Here is a 15861-nt window from a genome sequence, read left to right on the forward strand (position 1 = left end):
GGACCTGGTCCCGACCCGCTGAACACCCAACTGAACACACTCATAGGCGACACACTTCGGGTTGCCCCGCTCCCGGGCCGCCGACAGCGGCGCCTTCGCCGTCAGCACGGTTTCAGCACGGCGTCGAGGTAGCTGTCCCAGGCGATGTCGACGTCGGGCGGAGTCACCTTGGCGCGCAGGGCGGCGAGGACTCCCGGCTCGTACAGCCGGCGCAGGGCCGCCGCCAGCGCCGCCGGGTCGTCGGGCGGCACGAGCAGGCCGTCGACGCCGTCGCGCACGGACGTCGTGAGGGTGCCGACGCGGGTGGCGACGACGGGGACACCGTGCAGGTGCGCGAGGTCGACGTTCTGCGAGGCGGTGCCGGCCCGGTACGGCAGGACCAGCGCGTCCGCGGCGGCGAACAAGGCGGGGACGTCCTCGGCCGGCACGTAGCCGGGGCGCAGCGTGACCCGCTCGCCGAGGCCCAGCTCGGCCACCAGGGTACGAGTGCTCTCGATGCCGCCCCAGAACTCCCCGGCCACGGTCAGGCGGACGTCGTCGGGGCCGGCGGCGAGGGCGCGCAGCAGCACGTCGAGGCCCTTGTACGGCCGGACCAGCCCGAAGAAGAGCAACTCGCGCGACGGCGACGGCGACGGCTGCGACGATCCCGCCTCTGGCGCGCGCGCCGACCCGGACCCGGACCCGGACAGGATCATGTCCCCGCCGGCGGCGGTCCACAGGTGGGGTGCCATCTCGGCGACGCGCACGGGGGCGGCGGTGAGCTCCGCGGCGAGCCTGGCCTGCGGCTCGGTGTGCACCAGGACGGCTGAGCAGCGGCGGAGCACCGCGGAGACCAGTGGCTCGTCGATCCGCCGGCGCTCGTGCGGCAGCACGTTGTGGCACAGCGCGAGGACGTCGCGGGACGACCGGCCGCCCCCTGAACGCCCGCGCAGCCCGCGCAGCCCGCGCAGCCCGCGCAGCCCGGCCAGGATGCCCAGGTAGGCGGGAGCCTGGATCGGGGTGACGACGACGAGGACGACGAGGTCCACCGTGGCGCCGGAACCCGGGCCGCCCGAGGCCGGAGCACGCAGCCGGCGGCCCAGCCGGAACCACGAGTCGGGGCGGCGCCAGGACAGCGGGTAGGACGTCGCCGCGAACGGCGTCCCCTCCGGGGTGTCCACCCGTTGTTGTCCGGGGTAGAGCCGCGCCGGGTACTGGCGGGACCACGACTCGATCCGCACCTCGTGCCCGCGCGCGGCGAGGCGGTGCGCCAGCTCGGTGGTGTGCTGGGCTATGCCGCCCTTGTACGGGTGGGTCGGCCCGATGATCGCGATACGCACGCCGAGGCTCAGGTGTCGCTGCGTGACCGGGCCACCAGGTCACCGATCAGCGCGAGGACCACGATCTGGAACCCGACGAGGATCGCGAGCAGCGTGGAGGTGGTCACCCGCAGGTCGTACCGGACGAGGTCGACGATCAATTTCACGAAACCGAGCGCCATGATCCACAGGGCGACCGGCATCAGGACCTTGATCGGGTCGAAGTACATGACCATCCGCAGCACCTGCAGGATGTATCGGCGGGCGTCCTTGAAGGGGTGGAACTTGGACGTCCCCGAGCGCTTCGCGTAGTGGATCGGCAGGTAGTCCACGGGGTGCTGGTTGGACAGGAACGCCATGGTGATGGTGGTGACGCAGGAGAATCCCGGCGGGAGCAGGCGCAGGTACGGAAGCGACACGTCCCGGCGGAACGCGCGCAGGCCGGAGTTCAGGTCGGGAATCTTCGTCCCGGACAGCCGCTGCGCGACCATGCGAATGAACCACTTGGCCGGCACGCGGGCCCACTTGTGCGTGCCCTCCTCGGTCGTCCGTGCACCGACGACCTGATCGACGTCAGGGTTTTCGTCCAGGTAGCGAACAAACTCCGGAATGCGCTCGTTCGGGTACGTCATGTCCGCGTCGGTCCAGACGACGATCTTCCCGCGGGCCTCCTGCGTGCCGATGCGCCGCGCCGTGCCCGAGCCACCGTTGCGCCGGAAGGGCATCAGCCGCATATGGGGGAAGTTCGCCGCCACGTCGCGCAGGACGTCCAGCGTGCCGTCGGTCGACTTGTCGTCGATCACCAACAGCTCGTAGCTGTACCCGCTGACGTCCATCGCCGCCGTGATGCGCTCGAGCTCGAGGACGACGTGATCCTGCTCGTTGTAACAGGGGAGCACCACGGTCACGTAGGGCGGTGTCTCCACAGCCGTCTTGGTCGGCTGTTCGGCTGGATGGATGGCGCTGACACTCACGTCGGTGTGACTCCCGGTCGTCGTTGCGCGCCCGCGTTCCGTCCCCGGCAGGTCGCGGGCAGTCCGCTCTCCAGGGTGACACGGCCTGCGCCGGGGCCCGAACTCCGGTCGCCCCCCGACTGCGCCTACTGTTACCGCTCGTGGGGACGTTCAGAGGTGATCTACGGGAGTATGTGCGCCATGTGCGGACTCTGCGGGCGGCGCGGGAGACCTCGGCCCGTTCGTTCGTGGCCGGTCTTCGGTATCCACTCGCGCACAAGCAGCCGATCTGGATCGGTTCACCGACAGTGATCGAGGGTCACGAGCGGATCGAGTTCGCCGACGGCGCCGCGCTGCGGATCGGGCTCGCTCCGTTCGGGCTCACCACCAAGCACGACGTGTCGATCCTGCGCGTGCACCCGGAGGGCCGGGTGCGCTGCGAGGGCGTCGTCTCGCTGCAGCGCGGGATCCGCGTCGTGGTCGACTCGGGGGTGCTCGAGCTCGGCCCGTTCGCCAACATCAACGGCTTCGCGAAGATCCTCGTCCGGGAACGGGTGAGGATCGGCGCGTACTGCAACGTGTCGTGGGACACCCAGCTGCTCGACAACGACTTCCACCCGATGGTCGTGGACGGCGTGGAAAAGCCCATGAGCGGGCCGATCGTGCTGGAGGACCGGGCCTGGATCGGTGCCAGGGCGATCGTCCTGAAGGGTGTGACCGTCGGGGAGAGCGCCGTCGTCGCCACCGGTGCCGTGGTGACGAAGGACGTCCCGCCCAAGGCGGTAGTGGCCGGCTCACCGGCGAAGATCGTCGGGCACATCGACTACTGGCGCTGAGCCGGTGTCCGCGTCGCTGGCCGCCTCCCCCGCCGGCTACCCGGTCGGAGCGCGCTTCCGGCCGATCATGCTGCTGCGCTCGGCACCGCTGCCGGTCTGGCTGATCACCGGGCTGTTCGCGGCGCTGCTCGCGAGCTGGTCGGTACTGGTGCCGCAGTACCACGCGCCCGACGAGCCGAACCACGTCGACGCGGTGATGCGGCTGGTCCAGGGCGCCGGATGGCCGCATCCCGGCCACGCGTTCGTCCGTCCCGACGGGGTCGGCACTATCGCCGCGTCACCCTACGGAACCGACGCGCTCCCCTACGACCTCGACTACGCCCCGATCGCCAAGGGCGACGCCACGCCGCGCGCCGACCGGCCGACCTGGGACGAGATGGGCGACACCCGCCAGCCTGACGGCGAGCCGCAGCCGCCCGGGGAGATCCAGCAGCTCGTTCAGCACCCACCGCTGTACTACTGGGTGGGCGCCGCCGTGCTCTGGGCGCTGCCCGGCGGCGACGGCGACGGCCTGCGCTGGGACGTCACCATCGGGATCCTGCGTCTGATGAGCGCGCTGATGGTGACGCCGATCCCGCTGCTCGCGTGGGCGGGGGCGCACCGGCTCAGCGACGGCAACCGGGTCGCGGCGACCTGCGCCGCGCTGGTGCCCCTGGCGATTCCGCAGTTCAGCCACATCGGATCGACCGTCAACAACGACAACCTGCTCGTGCTGACCGCGGGCCTGGCCACGGTGACGATCATCTACGTCCTGTGCGGGGACACGTCCCTGCGCACGGCCGCGTGGGCCGGGGTGTTCATCGGGCTCGCCCTGTTCTCGAAATCGCTGGCGATCGTGCTCGTGCCGATGGTGGCACTCGCCTACCTCGCCGCCTGGCGGCGCGCCCGGCGGGACGCCCACGCCCCACCCGCGCTGCCGCGGCGCGGCCCGGACGCCCCGTTCCTGCTCGCCGAGACCGGTCTCATGACGGTGCCACCGGGCTCGACCCGGGCACCGTGGCGGCAGCTCCTGCTCGGCGGCGCGCTGATGATCGGGTTCGGTGGCTGGTGGTGGGTCGTCAACGCCGTCCGCTACCGGACCTTCCAGCCCGAGACCCCGGGATTCCCCCTCGGCAACTACGTGAATGACTGGGGCGATTACACCGAGATCCTGACCAACGGGACGATCCTGCGCTGGTGGGGCTCGTTCGGCTGGTTCGAGTCGAACCTGCCGACGGAGTTCGTCCGCTCCGCGAGCGTCGCCGTGGTCGTTCTTTTCGCGCTGGCGATCATCCGGGGACGCAACGGCCGGACGCGGGTGAATCTACTGTTCCTGCTGTGGCCGACAATCGGCCTGTTCGGGTTGATGACCCTGCAGTCGGCGCTGGCGTTCGCCGACCATCACCACGTCAGCGGGATCTCGGGGCGCTATCTGTACGCGGGCCTACCTTCGCTGGCGATCGGCGTGGGAATGGGCGTTCCGGCATTCGGCCGGCGGGCCTCCCGGGTCTTTCCCGCCCTTTTCTTCGTGGCCGCCGCGACGGCCCAGTGGTGGTCGATCAAAACCGTTCTTCCGTATTTCTGGAAGCCCCCTGGTGGCGATCTCGCCGACGCCTGGGACGCAATGACGGCCTGGTCCCCCTGGCCACCGGCCGCCGCCGTCACCACGATGTGGATCGGCGCCACGTTCGCGCTGGCAGTGCTGGTGAGCTGCGTGTGGATCGCGTTCCGCCCCGGGCCGGAGGCCGACCCGGACCCGGCCGGCTCCGCGCCCCTGGGCCTGGATCTCGCCGATTCGGGGCCGGCGGTTCTCGAACCGGTGGATTCGGAGCCGGAAAGCTCGGTCTGGGCGCGTCCCGATCCGTCGGATCGGGAACCGGCGCCGTCGGGATCAACCGGTTCGGCACCGGTGAACTCGGGATCGGCGCATTCCGAGGCCGGACCAACCGGATCCGCGCGAATGGACTCGGCACCTGTGGACTCCGACCCTATGGACATCGCACCTGTTGACTCCACACCTGTTGACACCGGGTCTCCCGAGTCGGGGCGCTCCCAGGCGACGAGTACCTCGACGACGCGTTCCACGGCAAAAGGCGACCCGCCGAGCGTGACGAGCCCGGTGCCGTCACACTGAATCCAGGCTGTGGAGCGCACGCGTAGGCTCTGCGGCGTCAGCCATCTCGGTTCGGGGGGAGCCGTGCGCCGAAAGCGGGACTGGGAGACCGCGCCGCCTCCGGATCCCACTGGGCCCTCGACCACCGCCGCGTCGAACATCGCGCTGCCACTCGGTTCGGACGACCCCGAACAACTTGGGCTTTACCGGCTGCTCGGACGTCTCGGCGAGGGCGGCATGGGAACGGTCTACCTCGGGCGCAGCCCGGACGACCGGCTCGTGGCCGTCAAGGTGATCCGGGCCGACCTGGCCCGCGTCCCCGAGTTCCGGGCCAGGTTCCGGCGGGAGGCGGACGTCGCGCGCCGGGTCGCCCGCTTCTGCACGGCCGAGGTGCTCGACGTCGTCGACCCGCCCGACGGGCAGCCGTACCTGGTCACCGAGTACGTCGACGGTCTCACGCTGGCGCAGGCCGTGGCTGTCGAGGGCCCGCTGCGCTCGGCCGACCTGGAGCGCGTCGCGGTCAGCGTCGCCGCCGCGCTGACGGCCATCCACGGTGCCGGGCTGGTGCACCGTGACCTCAAACCGTCCAACGTGCTGCTTTCGACCCTCGGCCCGCGGGTGATCGACTTCGGTATCGCCCGCGCCCTCGACGCCCAGACCATGCTCAGCCAGGAGATCCAGCGCATCGGGACGCCGGCGTTCATGGCACCCGAGCAGGCCAACGGCCTGGCGGTGACCGCCGCAGCCGACATCTTCGCCTGGGGCGGGCTCGTCACTTATGCCGGCACCGGCTCCTATCCGTTCGGGGACGGGCCGACGCCGGTCCAGCTCTACCGGGTCGTCCACCGGGAACCGCTGCTGGACGGCCTCGACCCCGCACTGCGGCCGATCGTCGAGCACGCCATGCGCAAGGACCCGGCCGAGCGGCCGTCCGCGCAGGAGCTGTTCCTCCGGCTGGTCGGCATGGGGCCGGCGACCCATCCCGACCCCGACGTCACGCGGGTCATCAAGACAGGTTCACCCCCCGTCATCACCCCGGGCACGGACCCTCGGGCCGGCTCCGGGGCACCACCGTCGGACGGCGCTCCCGCCGGCGCCGCGCCGTCAGGCCAGGCTGGCGGCGTCGCGCTGCCGGGCCAGGCCGGCGCCACAGTGCAGGCGGCCCGCGGCGGCGTGGCCGGCACGGGCGCTGGCGTGGCTGGCGCGGGCGCCGGTGCGGGCGGCGCGGGGAAGGCCGGCGCGGCCGCCGGCGGCGGGACGGCGGGGCACGAGACACGCTCGCTCGCCGATGTCCCCGCGCAGCCGGCGCCCGAGCACGACCAGGCCGGCGGCCCCCGCCAGCCGGCGCCGGGCGGCGGGCACGGCCCCCGGGCCACCCGGTTCCTCGCGACGACCTCGCGGCGCCGGTTCGCGCTGTTCGCCGCGCCGGTGATCGCGCTGCTGCTGATCGCCGCGCTCATCCCGCTCGCCTTCAGCACCGGCGCCGGCAAGGAGGAGACGCAAGCCGACGTGGCGCGGCGGGTGGCCTCGACCGCCGAGGCGGTGCGCGACTCCGACGCCGGCCGCGCGGCGCGGCTGAGCCTCGCGGCGTTCCGGATCAGCCCGGTGCCGCAGGCCCGCGCCAGCCTGCGGACGTCCTATTCGGCCGCCACCGCGACCGTACTGACCGGGCACACCGGCTCCGTGCTCGGCCTGGGCATCAGCCCGGACGGGCGGACCATCGCCACCTCGGGCGCCGACAACGTGGCCCGGTTGTGGGACGTCTCCGACCGGACGCGCCCCCGGCAGCTGTCGACCATCGACGCGCACGGCGCCTGGGTGCTCGACGCGGCGTTCAGCCCCGACGGGAAGCTGCTCGCGACCGTCGGCTACGACCGCTCCGCGCGCCTGTGGGACATCGGCGACCGGACCAGGCCGAAGCAGCTCTCGTCCATGCTGGCGCACAACGGGTACGTTCTCGACGCCGCCTTCTCCCCCGACGGGAGGATGCTGGCCACCTCGGGCTACGACAACACCGCCCGGTTGTGGGACATCACCGACCCGCGCCAGCCCCACGAGCTCGCCGTGCTCGACCGGCACACCAGCTGGGTCAACGAGGTCGCCTTCAGCCCGGACGGCAAGCTCCTCGCCACCGCAAGCGCGGACCACACGGCCCGTCTGTGGGACATCGCCAACCCGCGCCAGCCCCGCCCGCTGGCCGCCATCACCACGCACACGGACTTCGTCTGGACGGTGGCCTTCAGCCCCGACGGGCGGCGCCTGGCCACCGGTGCCTACGACGGCCTGGTCAAGATCTGGGACATCACCGACCCGACCAGGCCAGGCGCGACCGCCTCGTTCCGTGCGGACGAGAAGTGGGTCTTCGACGTCGCCTACAGCCCGGACGGCCGGACCCTGGCCACCGCCGGCTGGGATACCAGCGTCCATCTGTGGGACCTGACCGCGCCGGGCCAGCCCGCACCGGCCGGCCGGGTCTCCGGCCACGGCGACTGGGTCCAGGCCGTCGAATTCACTCCGGACGGAACGTCCATCGTGTCCGTCAGCGACGACCACACGGCCCGGATCTCCCGGATCGACGACGCCGGGCTGGTCGCGCGCGCCTGCGCGGGCCCGTCCCGCCAGATCACCGCGGCCGAGTGGCAGCGCGACATCATGGACGTCCCCTACCAGCCGGTCTGCTAGTCCTGAGTCGGAACCAGTCGAGGCGGAAGCGGGTCGTCGTCACGGTCTGCGCGCCCGCCGCGCCCGCCGCGGTCGAGGCGGTCGAGGCGGATTCCGTTCCAGTAGCCGGCGGGGGCCGACTTGAGTTCGTGGATCACCTTCGGCCGTTCGTCGTGGGTCGCGGCGGCGATGGTCGGCATCACGGCGGTGAAGATCTGGAACGAGACCGTGGCGGCAAGATGGACCAGGTAGCGCCGGGCGAGGGCTTCGACGATCGCCGGCTTGTTGGCGAAGTACTGGTACAGCGAGCCGGGTGAGATCCCGGCCCGCGCCGCGATCAGGTTGGTCGTGGCGGCGTCGTAGCCGACCTCGGCGACGACCTGTTCGGCGGCGTCCAGGATCGACTCGATGCGGCGACGCCGCGCAGAACGCGCTCGCGACGCACATCGCCCGGCCCGACGACATCGCCGACGCCGTGCTCTACGTGCTCGGCACCCCGCTCCCGACCCAACATCCCCGAGATCGTCGTGCGACCGGCGCAGACGCTGCCACTCTGACCAACCGCCGCGGTCACCGGACCGCCTGCCTAGTGCTCGGGGTCAGCGGAAGCGGCGGGCCCGGCGGAGCCGGTGGCGGGGCGGCTCGTGGTGGATCCGTGGTCGGCGAGGCGGGTCAGGCCGGAGCCCAGCCGGGCGACAACGGCACTGCCCACGCGGCCGCCGGGAGAGCCTGCCGCGGCCTGTGCGCCGGAGCCGCCCCCGAGCCGTGCGCGCAGCGCGGCGTTGGCGATCCGGGCCGCGGTGACCAGCTTCGGCTCGTCCGGGGATGCTGGCGCCCACGGCGGGCGGGGGACCTTGCGCGCGGCGGCCAGCTCCTGCTCGAGCTCGCTGATCCGGTTCAGTCGCTGCAGGTCACGGGCGGCGGCTTCGCTGCGCTCGGCGTCGATCCGGGCCCATTCCCGCTGCCGGGCGCGGGCAGCGCCGACCGCGTCGTCCTGCAGCGCGAGGACACGCAGGTACAGGTCGACGCGGTTGCGCTCCATCCGGGCCAGCAGGGTGTTGGCGACCCAGGGGGCGAGCAGGTCGGCGGCGCGGCGGGCCCAGGGGGCGCGGCGGTCGAGGATCACACCGAGGCCGAAGATCGGCGCGATGGTGAAGAAGCGCAGGTCGGGATGCTCGGCGACGAAGTCCTCGACGGCGGTGCGCACACCGTTGCGGGGGCCGCCCTCGGCCAGGGCCCAGGAGAACGCGCCCATGCCGCGGAAGCCCCGGCCGGGGACGGCGTCCGTCCTGTCGATCTCCACGCCGACGTCCCACGAGTTGGGCTGGCGCACCGACTCCGGGATGCGGTCGGGGGCGTAGTACTGGTCCCGGCGGCCGGCGGGCCATCCGACGTCGTGCAGGATCACCAGTGGGAAGTAGGAGCGGCCGAAGTCACGCACGGCGGTCTCGATCATCCCGAGCTCGCCGCGGACCGTGGCGTAGTTGTGGTCTCCGTCGATCAGATAGGCGTCGGTCGGGGCGTGGCCGTCGAGCGCCTCGGGGCTGTAGCCACGGATGACCTCGACGTCGAGACCACCGCCGGAGGACGGCGCGACGCCCGGTTCGGGGTCGATGACCAGCAGCCGCCCGCCGCCGCCGCGCCGCAGCAGGTCGACGAGCAGGGACGTCGTCACGCCGCTCTCCGAGCCGATCTCGGCGATGCTGCGCGCGCCGGATGCCTCCAGCAGCGGAACCCACATCTCGCGCAGGTCCGACAGTGAGTGCAGCAGCAGGGGGGCGAGTGTCTTCTCGGTGATCTCGGTGATCTCGGGGGCGTGGTCGCCGCCGTCGTAGGTGACAGCCGCGAGCTCGGCGAAGCTGTCGCGCACCTCGACATCCGTCCCCGCGGCGGCGGGTGCGCGCCCGCCTGCCCCGGCATCACCCGACTCACTGCCGGCTGACGCCTCGTCACCCGGGGCGGCGCTACCCGGGGCGGTGCCGCCCGGGGCGGTGCCGCCCGGGGCGGTGCCGCCCGGGGCTGCGTCTTCCGGCGTCACGTCACTCGACCCGGCCTCACCGCGGGTGCCGCCGCCCGGTGCCCGGAGTTCGGGGTCGCCCGGCGAGGCGCCGCCGGAACCCGGCCCCGGCACACCGCCGCCGCTCGCGGCGGAACGACGTGGCGCGGTCCCGGCGCTGCCACGCCTGCCTCCAGCCAGTGGGTCCGGCCCACCCGCGAGCACGTCGAACGTCGCGGAGCTCCCCGGAGAGACGACGTAGCCGGACGAGACGGGAGCGGTCGGGCTCCCCGGCGGCCCGGGTCGTTCCGCGGCGGTTGCCGGCGGCCCGGGGGTGACCGGCGGCCCGGCGGCTACCGGTGGTCCAGCGGTGCCCGATGGTCCGGACGGCCGCGACGGCACAGGTCCGGTCGGCCGCTCGCCGGGCACCGAGGCCGGGGCCGCCTCGGGGCGCGGCACCGAGCGCGGCGTGAAGAGCGAGGACGGGGGCAGCGCGGTCGGTGGCGGCGTCGCCGAGGGCCGCGCGGACGGACGCTGCTCGGCCGGGGTCCGCGGCAGCGCCGCCGGCGGCACCGCGGTCGGCGGCGGTGCGGCGCTCGGCGGCGGTGCGGCGCTCGCGGGCGGCACCGCGCTCCGCGGCGGGGACTGCGCCGGGCCGGAGGCACCGCGTTCGGACGAGCGGCCCGGCCAGGCCACCGTCTGGTCCGTCGACGGGCGGAACCAGCGGCCGGCCGCGTCGACCCCGCCCGGCTGGCCGGCGGGGTCGTCCTGGCCCTGGGCCGGCTGCCTCCCGGCATCCCGCCCCAGGGTCGCACGGTCCCGGCTGTCCGCACGGTCCCGGCCGGTCCCGTCGGTGTCGTCCGGGCCGCCGGGCTCGGACGTCATCGCAGGCCGCCCAGCTCGCGACGGATCTTGCGGGCGGCGCGGACGGGCAGGCCGGTGCGGGCGACACCGGCCGTGCGCACCTGAAGCGTGTCGGCCCGGATCCCCAACCAGCCGAAAGCCATCTCGACCTCGATCGCGTACGTTCCGCCCAGCGTGGGCTGGGAGGTGAAGTCAATCGTGTAGATGATCTGGGGATCGTCGCCGACGATCTCCAGCAGGTTGGCCTGCAGCAGGCGGACCCCGACCAGCGCGATCTGCTGGCCGGCGAGGTCGTCCAGCGACGTGACGGTCACCTTGTACGGCTCGACGGCGTTGTGCAGGTGGAACGAGATCGTCAGCCAGTCGAGACGGAGCAGGCCGCGCCGGCCGGCCGGGTCGATGCGCACCCGCCGGACGCCGACCCCGTCGATGCGCAGGCGCACGATCGACATCCCGTCCCGGCCGGAACGGGTGACCGCGGTCTCCTTCTGCCCGTGGACGAAGTCGGTGCCGGTGTCGACGTACACCTCGACGGGGCCGGCCGCGGCCTCCGGGGAGACCTCCTCGGCGGGCACCCCGGCCGCGGCCGCCAGGCCGCTGATCACCGCGAGCGACCGGTTCGCGACTCCGGCCACGCCCGCGGGCCAGTACAGCTCCCGCATCGTGATCTTCTCGACGTCCGCGGGGGTCAGGTAGGGCATCCGGCGGACCAGCTCGGGCGGGAGCAGGCCCTCGGTGGAGTCGGAGCCGAAGTTGTCGTCGTGCGCCCAGGCCCCGAACGCCGACGCCTCGGCCGCGGTGGGACGGGAGACGAACCGGGTCAGCGTCCGCAGCGACGCGTGCCGGGCCCCGGGCTCGGACAGCGACGGCATCGCCGTCTCCGAGCGCCGGTAGCGCAGCCATTCCCGCTGGAAGGCGAGGATGCCGTCCTGGACGGCGGTCCGCTGGGCGACCTGGGTCCGCGACGTCCGGTCGATGCTCAGGACGGGCCGGCCGTCGTCGTCGAAGGAGACCAGCGAGCCGATGTCGGGCATACAGAGCTGTTCGAGCACCTCGGGGCTGCGCATGAGCTGGTTGGCCATCAGCTCGGGCTGCCCGCCGGAGGCCGCGTAACCCTCGATCTGCAGGCCGGCGAGGCGGTGCGTGCCGGCGGCGGCGTTCGTCGCCATGTACAGGCCGACGACGTCGAACTCGCGCCCGGTGGAGGCGAGCAGCCGGGCGAGCAGCGCCTGGATGGTGCCGCCCCAGCCCAGGTCGACCAGCACGATGCGGCCCGAGTCGGGCAGCTGGGTGTCGAGGTACTGGACGTAGCGGTCACGCAGCCGGCCGGCGGTCAGCACGATCTCGCTGCGGATGCGCTCGTCGGAGCACAGCGCCTCGAGAGTGTCGTCGAGCAGGCCGGGGACGTCGAGCCGGCGGTCGGTGAGCGAGGAGATGCCGGCGACGTTGTCGATGGCCACCCCGAGCTGGCGCAGCAGCTGGCCGACGCTGGGCGCGTGCCGGCGGACGAGGAACCCGCGCAGCTCCTCGGGGCTGCCCTCGAACACGTTGGCCAGCGCGCAGACCTGCCGGGACGCCCACAGCGTCGAGGTGGTCACCCCGGCGTCGGCACCCGGGTCGGCGATCAGCCGGGAGAGGAAGTCACCCTCCCGCATCAGGCAGTAGATGTGGTCGGCGCCGTGGTCCCCGGTGCGTTCCACCGCCCAGTCGGCGAACCCGGTGAAGACCGGGCCGAACACCGTCGCCCCGGACTCCCAGTAGCGCCGCAGCCCCGGCGGGACGGCGGCGGCGTCCGCCCGGTGCAGCGAGCGGGCCCGCAGCGCGGTCATGCCGTAGTCGCCGTTGGCGGCGTCGAGGGGGGTGTCGTCCCCGGGGCCGGTGAGCAGGCCCTCCAGCTCGATCGTCGCCTTCAGCGAACCCGAGTACTTCGGGTAGTGGATGGCGACCAGCCCGTGCTCGCGGGCGCTCTCCACGTCCGCGACCGGGTGGTCGCCGAGGTGGACGACCCGCGAGGGCTGCAGGTTCGAGGCCGCCAGCATGTGCCGGAACAGCCCGTCGCTCTTGCTGATCCCCGAGTCGGAGGAGGTGAAGATCTGGGTGAACGGCACCCCGGCGAGCTCCGGGCGGCTGAGCAGCCGCTCGAGCTGGGCGGCCGAGAAGTATGTGTCGGAGAGCAGGTAGACCGGCAGGCCGAGCTTGGTCATGGCGAGCTCGGCGAGCTCCACCACGGCCAGGTCGGCGCGGCACAGGTCCCGCTCGACGGCGAGCTCGACGTCCATCAGGTCGCCGATGCTGCCCGCGCCGGGCAGCGCGGGGACGAGAACCTGCCAGATCTCGTCCAGGCGCACCTCGTGGGTGCCGCGCACCTCGTGCGAGTGCAGCCTGGCCTTGTGCTCGGCGAAGACCCGCAGCCGGGCGAACTCGCCCGGCGTGACACCGGACGGCAGCTGGCCGAGGTCGGCCAGCCGGTGCCCCAGGGTGATGAACGCGTGAACCGGCTCGGGCACCATGCGCCAGAGCAGAGTGTCGAATACGTCCAGAGTCAGGGCCTGCGCACCGCCCGACTCCAGATGCGACCAGACCTCGCGAAGTCGGACGTCGGTGAACACTGCCCGCCCCCTCCAGGCGACCGGGTCCCCGGTCACCTCTTCTGGGCCGGCCAGGCGCCCGGCGGGAACATGCGGCTCGGGTACGAGACGCGGTGTTCGGGTCGTGGCGGCTGCCGGCCGGAGCCAGATAGACGGGTCGATACTATGAACCACCCTGGAGGTGGCAGTCACCGGACTGGGGGCATCACCTCTCGGGCGGGTGCGCGGTACGGTCTACGGCCATCGTCACGAACCCGAGTTGACGACACTCGAGGCCAACCGGTGACGGTTGCGCTGGGCGGAGGAGGGGCCGAGCACGGTGCGGGTCCGAGATGCACGCCCGACGCGGGGAGAAGCAGGCCATGTCGAGGGTGGCTGATCTGTCCACGCTCCCGAAACCGGAGCCGACGCGCGGCGCTCCGGCGAACCGTCCGCGCGGGTCCGGTGCGCGTCACGTCGACCATCGCAGCCGTGCGCAGACCCGGGTCCGCTGGGAGCTGCTGCGAAACCTGATCCGCAAGGACCTGAAGGTCAAGTACAAGGGATCGTCGCTCGGTTTCGCCTGGTCACTGGCGAATCCGCTGCTCCTCCTGGCCGTCTACACCTTCGTCTTCCAGGTCGTTCTGAAAAGTGGGATCGACAACTTCGGCTTCTATCTGATGTCGGGACTGCTGGTCTGGAACGCGTTCTCAGGCAGTGTCTCGGCCGCCTGCGGCGCCGTGGTGGGCAATGCCAACCTGGTGAAAAAGGTGCGCTTCCCGCTGCTGGTGCTGCCGCTGTCGGCGGTCGGCTTCTCCGCGGTGCACTTCGCGCTCCAGCTCGCGGTGCTCTTCGCCGTCATGCTGGGGTTCGGCTACAGCCTGCTCGGGCCGGAGCTACTGCTGCTGATCCCGGCCGGCGCGGTGGCTCTGCTGTTCACCGTGGCGCTGTCGGTGCTGGTGTCCGCGCTCAACGTCCGTTACCGCGACACCCAGCACCTGCTGGACGTCGCCCTGCTCGCCTGGTTCTGGATCAACCCGATGGTCTACGCGTTCGGCCTGATCGAGAACAGGCTGAACGAGTGGACGTGGGTGTACATGCTCAATCCGATGGCGGTCGTCGTGACCACCTTCCAGCGGGCGATCTACGATCCGCCCGAGGGGAACTCGACCGGCTCGGCGCCGATCCTTGCCGATCTGGGGTACCGCTTCTACCTCGAACACCTGGCGATCGCCGGGCTCATCTCGCTGGCCGTGCTGTGGCTGGGGCTGCGAGTGTTCCGGCGGCTGCAGGCCGACTTCGCCGAGGACCTCTAGTGCCGTCGCAACCGCTCGCCCCGCCCCCGATGCAGCCCGCGCAACCGGCCGCCTCCGCGCCGTCGGCGCCGCCGGCACCGGGCGCCCCGGTGGTCATCCGCGCCTCCGGCGTCGGCAAGAAGTTCGTCGCCTATCACAAGCGCGCCACCAGCCTGAAGGAACGCTTCGTCCGGCGGGACACGACGAGCGGCGAGGACTTCTGGGCGCTGCGCGACATCGACGTCGAGATCGGCCGCGGGCAGACGGTGGGGCTCGCCGGGGCGAACGGCTCGGGCAAGTCGACGCTGCTCAAGGTACTCGCCGGAATCCTGCGCCCGACCCACGGCGACGTGTCCGTCAGTGGTCGGATCGCGTCCCTGCTCGAGCTGGGCGCGGGGTTCAACGGCGAGCTCTCCGGCCGGGACAACGTCTACCTCAACGCGTCCCTGCTCGGCCTGTCCAAGCGCGAGATCGACCGGCTCTTCGACTCGATCGTCGACTTCTCCGAGCTGCGCCACAAGATCGACGACGAGGTCAAGCACTACTCGTCCGGCCAGTACGTGCGCCTCGGCTTCGCCGTGGCCGTGCACGTCGACCCGGACGTCCTGCTCGTCGACGAGGTGCTCGCCGTCGGCGACGAGGCGTTCCAGCGCAAGTGCCTGGCCAAGATCGCCCAGTTCCGCGACGAGGGCCGGACGATCCTGTTCGTCACCCACTCCCTCGACCTGATCGAGAACATGTGCGACCGGATCCTGGTGCTGGAGTCCGGCGGCCTGATCTTCGACGGGCAGCCGGTCGTCGGGACGAAGCTGCTGCGCCAGCGGCTGGGCAGCCTGCCCGCGGACAGTCCGATCCCCTTCGACCTGGCGCCGGTGAAGCCGACGGCGGTGGCGTTCAGCCGCAACCCGGGCGGGCCGACCGAGGTGCAGTACGACCCGGGTGAGCAGCTCACGGTCAGCGTCGAGCTCGACCTCACCGACAGCGCGCCGCAGTACGTCTACCTGCACGTGGAGATCATGGGGCAGGGAGAGGTACCGATCTGGATGATGGAGACCCCGCCGGGCGGGGTCAGCCCCGGCCCGGGGACCGCCGTGGTGGACTTCGTCGTCCCCCGGCTGCCCGAGCTGCTGGGGGCGTTCGCGATCAACGTCCGGGTGTCGGACGCGGCCACCGGCCAGCCGGTGACGGTACGGCGCTTCGAGGAGCTGTTCGGGGTCAGCGGCCCGCAGGTCGCCGGGCTGCTCAAGGTCGACTACGAGGCGAGGCTGCGCCGATGACGGACCGGGCGACGAGCAACGG

Annotated in this window: 10 protein-coding genes and 1 pseudogene; 5 read left to right on the top strand and 6 right to left on the bottom strand. The window is 72.4% G+C overall.

What is annotated here, in order from left to right; translation table 11 throughout:
• Positions 1-101: 101 nt before the first annotated feature.
• Together FRANEAN1_RS29100 and FRANEAN1_RS29105 are read right to left on the bottom strand one after the other, a co-directional pair.
• Positions 102-1319, bottom strand: coding sequence for a glycosyltransferase (locus tag FRANEAN1_RS29100; protein WP_020463327.1), 1218 nt, complete (start codon positions 1317-1319; stop codon positions 102-104).
• 8 nt (positions 1320-1327) lie between these two features.
• Complete coding sequence (locus FRANEAN1_RS29105; RefSeq protein ID WP_020463328.1) at positions 1328-2272, bottom strand: glycosyltransferase family 2 protein; 945 nt, start codon at positions 2270-2272, stop codon at positions 1328-1330.
• Between the two features lie 182 nt (positions 2273-2454).
• Between FRANEAN1_RS29105 and FRANEAN1_RS29110 the strand changes: the two genes are divergently transcribed.
• The 3 genes from FRANEAN1_RS29110 to FRANEAN1_RS29120 all read left to right on the top strand — a co-directional run bounded on the left by FRANEAN1_RS29110 (position 2455) and on the right by FRANEAN1_RS29120 (position 7861).
• Positions 2455-3087 (top strand): acyltransferase, encoded by a 633-nt coding sequence (locus tag FRANEAN1_RS29110; protein ID WP_041254901.1) that lies wholly within the window; start codon positions 2455-2457, stop codon positions 3085-3087.
• A gap of 4 nt (positions 3088-3091) precedes the next feature.
• Positions 3092-5200, top strand: coding sequence for a DUF2142 domain-containing protein (locus FRANEAN1_RS29115; protein ID WP_020463330.1), 2109 nt, complete (start codon positions 3092-3094; stop codon positions 5198-5200).
• A 63-nt stretch (positions 5201-5263) separates the two neighbouring features.
• On the top strand, positions 5264-7861 hold the full coding sequence (locus FRANEAN1_RS29120; protein ID WP_020463331.1) for a serine/threonine-protein kinase: 2598 nt from the start codon (positions 5264-5266) through the stop codon (positions 7859-7861).
• Here the strand turns inward: FRANEAN1_RS29120 and FRANEAN1_RS44155 are convergent.
• The 4 genes and pseudogenes from FRANEAN1_RS44155 to FRANEAN1_RS29135 form a co-directional block, all read right to left on the bottom strand.
• Entirely contained in the window at positions 7858-8043 is a 186-nt protein-coding gene (locus FRANEAN1_RS44155; RefSeq protein ID WP_347176803.1) for a hypothetical protein, read from the bottom strand. The two genes, FRANEAN1_RS29120 and FRANEAN1_RS44155, sit on opposite strands and share 4 nt — an antisense overlap.
• 69 nt (positions 8044-8112) lie before the next feature.
• A pseudogene (locus tag FRANEAN1_RS44160) lies at positions 8113-8382 on the bottom strand (helix-turn-helix domain-containing protein); the annotation flags it as partial.
• A gap of 44 nt (positions 8383-8426) precedes the next feature.
• Entirely contained in the window at positions 8427-10721 is a 2295-nt protein-coding gene (locus tag FRANEAN1_RS41635; RefSeq protein WP_157472833.1) for a class I SAM-dependent methyltransferase, read from the bottom strand.
• A complete protein-coding gene (locus tag FRANEAN1_RS29135) occupies positions 10718-13309 on the bottom strand; it encodes an HAD-IA family hydrolase (RefSeq protein WP_020463333.1) in 2592 nt (863 codons plus the stop codon). Before FRANEAN1_RS29135 ends, FRANEAN1_RS41635 begins: the two co-directional genes overlap by 4 nt.
• 341 nt (positions 13310-13650) lie before the next feature.
• On the opposite strand from FRANEAN1_RS29135, the gene FRANEAN1_RS29140 reads away from it, so the two are divergent.
• Together FRANEAN1_RS29140 and FRANEAN1_RS29145 are read left to right on the top strand one after the other, a co-directional pair.
• Entirely contained in the window at positions 13651-14583 is a 933-nt protein-coding gene (locus tag FRANEAN1_RS29140; protein ID WP_020463334.1) for an ABC transporter permease, read from the top strand.
• Entirely contained in the window at positions 14583-15839 is a 1257-nt protein-coding gene (locus FRANEAN1_RS29145; RefSeq protein ID WP_020463335.1) for an ABC transporter ATP-binding protein, read from the top strand. Before FRANEAN1_RS29140 ends, FRANEAN1_RS29145 begins: the two co-directional genes overlap by 1 nt.
• The last annotated feature ends 22 nt before the right edge of the window (positions 15840-15861 follow it).

Source organism: Parafrankia sp. EAN1pec (assembly GCF_000018005.1).
Classification (GTDB): Bacteria; Actinomycetota; Actinomycetes; order Frankiales; family Frankiaceae; genus Parafrankia; species Parafrankia soli.

What these genes read in the sequence shown, in the direction of transcription:
- FRANEAN1_RS41635 (WP_157472833.1), bottom strand. Translation starts at nt 10,721, where the DNA reads ATGACGTCCGAGCCCGGCGGCCCGGACGACACCGACGGGACCGGCCGG.
- FRANEAN1_RS29140 (WP_020463334.1), top strand. Translation starts at nt 13,651, where the DNA reads ATGTCGAGGGTGGCTGATCTGTCCACGCTCCCGAAACCGGAGCCGACG.